The 4901-nt window shown below is 69.6% G+C and carries 6 protein-coding genes and 1 pseudogene; 6 read left to right on the top strand and 1 reads right to left on the bottom strand.

All coding sequences use genetic code 11. The features are described from left to right. Positions 1-409, bottom strand: a pseudogene (locus DSP71_RS19045) (amino acid deaminase); the annotation flags it as partial. A gap of 118 nt (positions 410-527) precedes the next feature. On the opposite strand from DSP71_RS19045, the gene DSP71_RS19050 reads away from it, so the two are divergent. The 6 genes from DSP71_RS19050 to DSP71_RS19075 all read left to right on the top strand — a co-directional run. Next, a complete protein-coding gene (locus DSP71_RS19050; RefSeq protein WP_058633061.1) occupies positions 528-1166 on the top strand; it encodes an HAD family hydrolase in 639 nt (212 codons plus the stop codon). Positions 1167-1226: 60 nt separating this feature from the next. After that, on the top strand, positions 1227-2216 hold the full coding sequence (phnD, locus tag DSP71_RS19055; protein WP_058632141.1) for a phosphate/phosphite/phosphonate ABC transporter substrate-binding protein: 990 nt from the start codon (positions 1227-1229) through the stop codon (positions 2214-2216). A 1-nt stretch (position 2217) separates the two neighbouring features. After that, positions 2218-3042, top strand: a complete 825-nt coding sequence (gene phnC / locus DSP71_RS19060; protein WP_218867301.1) for a phosphonate ABC transporter ATP-binding protein — start codon at positions 2218-2220, stop codon at positions 3040-3042. After that, positions 3039-3851, top strand: a complete 813-nt coding sequence (gene phnE, locus DSP71_RS19065; protein ID WP_061015307.1) for a phosphonate ABC transporter, permease protein PhnE — start codon at positions 3039-3041, stop codon at positions 3849-3851. Before phnC ends, phnE (DSP71_RS19065) begins: the two co-directional genes overlap by 4 nt. After that, entirely contained in the window at positions 3848-4663 is an 816-nt protein-coding gene (gene phnE, locus DSP71_RS19070; RefSeq protein ID WP_113681832.1) for a phosphonate ABC transporter, permease protein PhnE, read from the top strand. Before phnE (DSP71_RS19065) ends, phnE (DSP71_RS19070) begins: the two co-directional genes overlap by 4 nt. Further along, on the top strand, positions 4650-4901 hold a 252-nt coding region (locus tag DSP71_RS19075), incomplete at its 3' end, for a MurR/RpiR family transcriptional regulator (protein WP_396652068.1). The genes phnE (DSP71_RS19070) and DSP71_RS19075, both read left to right, overlap by 14 nt.

Genomic DNA, 4901 nt, shown 5'->3' on the forward strand with positions numbered 1-4901 from the left:
CGAGCAGCGTCGGCCCCTCGCCCCAGGGGCGGAACGCGTCCGGAGGCAGGTGGCATGCCCGAGCCAGCGCGCCCTCGGTCCAGCGTTCGCGCTTGAGGCCGTAGGGCGTGGGCTCCAGCGACAGCAGGTAGCCGTAGCAGTGCAGCACTCCCGCGTTGCCGAGCGGCCAGTCTGCGGCGATGTCCGCGTGCCCGTGCAGTTCCTCGAACAGCGCGCGGGGGATGACCGCCGCACCCGTGTTCTCGTCGATCACCGACGACCGCCCCCACACGGCGAAGCGGCCGGCCGCGCGGTCGTCGCGGATCGCGGATGCCAGCCAGGGGAGCGCATGGAGGGCGGAGCGTGCACCGGCGTCGGATCCGTCGGCGGCGAGGTGCGCCGCATGCGTGAGCTGTTCGAGTTCGGACACGGCGCTCACCATACGCGAGTGGAGTGGACGGATTGTTCACACGGCGTTCACACGTTCGGGACTTTCTGTCCACAATCGTTCCTCATCATGGACGGAGCGTCCCCACAGAAAGAACTCCGTGAACTCCATCCTCCTCTTCGATTTCGACGGCACGATCGCCCTCGGCGACGGTCCGGTCCTCGCCTACGCCCAGCAGGTCGCTGCCGGCCTCGGTGACGATGACACCTTCCTCGACGACGTCCGCGCGGTCCTCGCCGCAGCCGACGGGGATGCGCTCGACGGCTACGACGCGGTGCGCCGGGTCGCCGAAGCCAGGGGAGCGGATGCCCGTCTCCTGAGCAACGCCTATCTCGCCAGTCGTGCGCAGCTCGGCACTGCCGATGCCCCGATCACCGCACCGGACGGGCTCGCCGAGTTCCTCTCCTCGGTCGACGCCGAGCGGATCCTCGTCACGAACGCTCCGGCCATCCGCATCGTCGACGCGCTGGAGACCCTCGGGCTTCGCGGACTGTTCGACCGGATCGTCACCGGTGCCGGCAAGCCCCGGGGGCTCGAGGCCGTGCTCGCCGAGCTCCCCGCGGACGCCCGGGTGCTGAGCATCGGCGACATCTGGCACAACGACCTCGCCCCCGCGCACGCCCGCGGCCATGCGACCGCGCTGATCGGCGGATTCTCCGACCCTGACGCCACCCCGACCTTCCGCGCCGCCGAGTTCTCGACGCTGGTTCCCCAGCTCGAGGCCTGGCTGCGCGGCTGAGACCTCTCCCTCCCCGCTCATACCCCTCCCTCACACACCCACCCCCATCGAAGGATGAACATGCGTACCTCTCTCCTCCGCTCCTCCGCAGCGGGCGTCGTCGCGGTCGGCGCCCTGCTGACCGTGGTGCTCGCCGGCTGCTCCAGCAGCACCGCCGCGCCCGAGGATTCCGCAGCCCCCGCTGCCGACCCCGACTCGATCGTGCTCGCCCTCGTGCCCTCGCAGGACCAGGACGGACTCGTCGACACCGCCGCGCCCCTCACCGACTACCTCACCGAGGAGCTCGGCATCGAGGTCACAGGCGTCGTGTCGAAGGACTACCAGGCCGCCGTCGAGGCGATGGGCGCAGGCCAGGCGCAGATCGGCTTCCTGCCGTCGCTGCAGCTGTGGCAGGCGAACGACATGTACGACGCGAAGGTCGTGCTGCAGACCGAGCGCAACGGCAACATCACCTACCCCGCGCAGTTCATGACGAACAACCCCGACAAGTACTGCGACGACGAGCCGGTCGAGCGTGACGGGATGCTGTTCTGCAACGGCGCCGACGCCATGAAGGGCCCGGCCGGCCTCGACAGCATCGACAAGGTGAAGGGCGCGAAGGTCGCCGTGCTCGGCCCCGGTTCGCCCGCCGGCTACATCTACCCGATCGTCGCGCTGCAGGAGGCAGGTCTCGACACGGACACCGACATCCAGCAGATCCCGGTCACCGCGAACGACGCCTCGGTGCTCGCGGTCTACAACGGCGACGCCGAGGTGGGATTCAGCTTCTGGGACGCCCGCACGATCGTCGCGAAGGACACCCCCGACGTCGGCCAGAAGGTCGTTGTGTTCGCGATGACCGAGGAGATCCCGAACGACGGCGTCGCCCTCTCGTCCGACCTGTCACCCGAGCTGCAGGATCGCATCACGAAGGCGCTCGAGGACTTCTCGAACACTCCGGAGGGTTCCGAGATCCTCACCAGCATCTACTCGATCACCAAGCTCGCGCCGGCCGACCCCGACTCGCTCGACGTCGTGGCCCGTGCCGCACAGGCTCTGGGGCTCCAGTAAATTGTCCGATCAGATCCAGCACGTGGACGGCGCAGCTTCGGTTGCGGCGTCCACGCCGTGGTCCATCCGCCTCGACGAGGTCACGGTGCGCTATCCCAACGGGACGGTCGGTCTGAACCGGGTGTCGCTCGACATCGAGGCCGGCGAGATGGTCGCCGTCGTCGGGCTCTCCGGCTCGGGCAAGTCCACCCTCATCCGCACGATCAACGGCCTCGTGCCGGTGACGAGCGGCGCCCTCGACGTGGGGGAGCACCGGGTGAGCGGCGCCTCGTCGCGCACCCTCCGCCGCCTCCGCGGCGACATCGGCATGGTCTTCCAGGGCTTCAACCTCGCGGGCCGCGCGAGCGTGCTGCAGAACGTGCTCGTCGGGCGCCTCGCCCACACGCCGCTCTGGCGCACGCTCCTGGGCGTCTACCGCGAGGCGGACAAGCAGCTTGCGTATCACGCGCTCGATCGTGTCGGCATCCTGCCAAAGCTGCACTCCCGCGCTTCCGAGCTCTCGGGCGGCCAGCAGCAGCGGGTCGCGATCGCCCGTGCCCTCGCCCAGGAGCCGCGCATCGTCCTCGCCGACGAGCCGGTCGCGAGCCTCGATCCGCCCACCGCGCACGGGGTGATGAACGACCTGCGCCGCATCAACCGGGATCTCGGGATCACGGTGCTCGTCAACCTGCACCTCCTCGACCTCGCCCGCGAGTACGGGGCGCGGATGATCGGCATGCGCGCCGGGGAGATCGTCTACGACGGGCCCGCCACCAGTGCGACGGACGCCGATTTCGAGAGCATCTACGGCCGCTCGCTCACGCCCGACGACCGGCTGGACGCATGAGCGGCGCCCAGAACGCGACCGTCCTCGACATTCCCGCCCGCCCGCGAGGAGCGTGGAAGGGGCCTGTGATCCTGGCCGCCGTCGTGACCGTCACAGTGGTGATGTGCCTGCCGGTGATCGGCATCGGCGTCGACTTCTCGGCCATCGCGCGCAACTGGCAGAACGGCGCCGACAAGATCGTGAAGCTGCTCCTGCCCGACTGGAGCTTCTTCCCCCGCACCGTCGCGCCCCTCATCGAGACCCTGCAGATGGCGGTGATCGCGACCGCCATCGGAGCCGCCGTGTCGCTGCCGCTCAGCTTCTGGGCCGCGCGTGCCACCAACCCGAACACCACGGCGCGCGTCATCGTGCGCGGCATCCTCAACGTCATCCGCAGCGTGCCCGACCTGCTGTATGCGGCGATCCTGGTCGCGATGGTCGGGGTCGGTGCGCTCCCCGGAATCCTGGCGCTGCTGCTGTTCAACGTCGGCATCATCGTCAAACTCGTCTCGGAGGCCATCGACACCAACGACCGCGGTCCCCTCGAGGCCGGACGCGCGGTGGGGGCGACGCAGGCGAAGATCAACCGCACGCTCGCGCTGCCCGACGCCTGGCCCGCCTTCGCGAATCAGACCCTGTACGTGTTCGAGCTGAACGTGCGCGCCTCGACCGTGCTCGGTCTCGTCGGCGCCGGAGGCATGGGGCTGCTGATCGACGCGGTGCGCACGTTCTACCGCTACGACCAGCTCTCGCTCATCATCCTGGAGATCCTCATCGTCGTCATCGTGATCGACCTCGTCTCGGACGCCATCCGACGGAGGCTCGTATGAGTGCGGCGCTCACCGTCATCCCCGCCAAGCCTCGCCGGCCCTGGCTGATCGCCGGATGGGCGCTCGTCACCGGCATCGTGGTCCTGGCGTTCTGGTCGATCGACATCGACTGGTCCCGCCTCTCCGATCTGCCGTCCGAGATCATCCGGTACACGTTCCTGATGTTCGCCGATCCGAACTGGGAGAAGCTGCCGGAGGCGCTGTGGCAGACGTGGCGGAGCATCGAGATGGCCTGGGTCGGCACGATCCTCGGCATCCTGCTCGCCACCCCGCTGAGCCTGGTCGCCGCGCGCGGATTCGGGCCCGCGTGGCTGCGGGCGCTCCTGCGCGGACTCTTCTCGCTGATCAGGGCGGTCCCGGAGATCATCATCGCGATCGTGATCCTCTCGGTCACCGGCCTCACCCCGTTCACCGGCGCGCTCGCCCTCGCCATCAACGGCGTCGGCACGCTCGGCAAATGGGGTTATGAGGCGGTCGAGGCCGTGCCCCGAGGTCCGATCGAGGCGGCGCGCGCGGCCGGTGGCGGCATGCTGCAGGTGCTGCGCTGGGGTGTGTGGCCGCAGGCCGAACCGGCGTTCTGGTCGTTCTGGCTGTACCGCTTCGAGATCAACGTGCGCTCCTCCGCGGTGCTGGGGCTCATCGGCGTCGGCGGAATCGGCGACATGCTCACCTCCTACACCCAGTACCGTGAGTGGTCGACGGTGGGTGTCCTGCTCATCGTGGTGGTCGTGGTGACGATGCTGATCGATGCGGCGTCCGGTGCGATCCGTCGCCGCATCATGGAGGGAGCCCGAGCCCGTGTTCTCGCCTAGCGCCCCGCCCACCGCACGCATCGCGGCCGTGCTCAACACCCTGCAGCCGGCCGAGCGCCGCGTCGCCGAGCTGATCGTCGAATCGGCCGACGAGGTCGTGGAGTGGACGGCGCAGGAGCTCGCCGATCGGGCCGGCGTCGGCCGCGCCACCGTGGTCCGCACCTGCCAGGGCATCGGCTATCGCGGTTATCCGCAGCTGCGGGTCGCGCTCGCCGCCGAACTCGGCAGCACGCCCGGG

Origin of the sequence: Microbacterium sp. H6 (assembly GCF_003314775.1) — a bacterium.
In the GTDB taxonomy this organism is placed as follows: domain Bacteria; phylum Actinomycetota; class Actinomycetes; order Actinomycetales; family Microbacteriaceae; genus Microbacterium; species Microbacterium oxydans.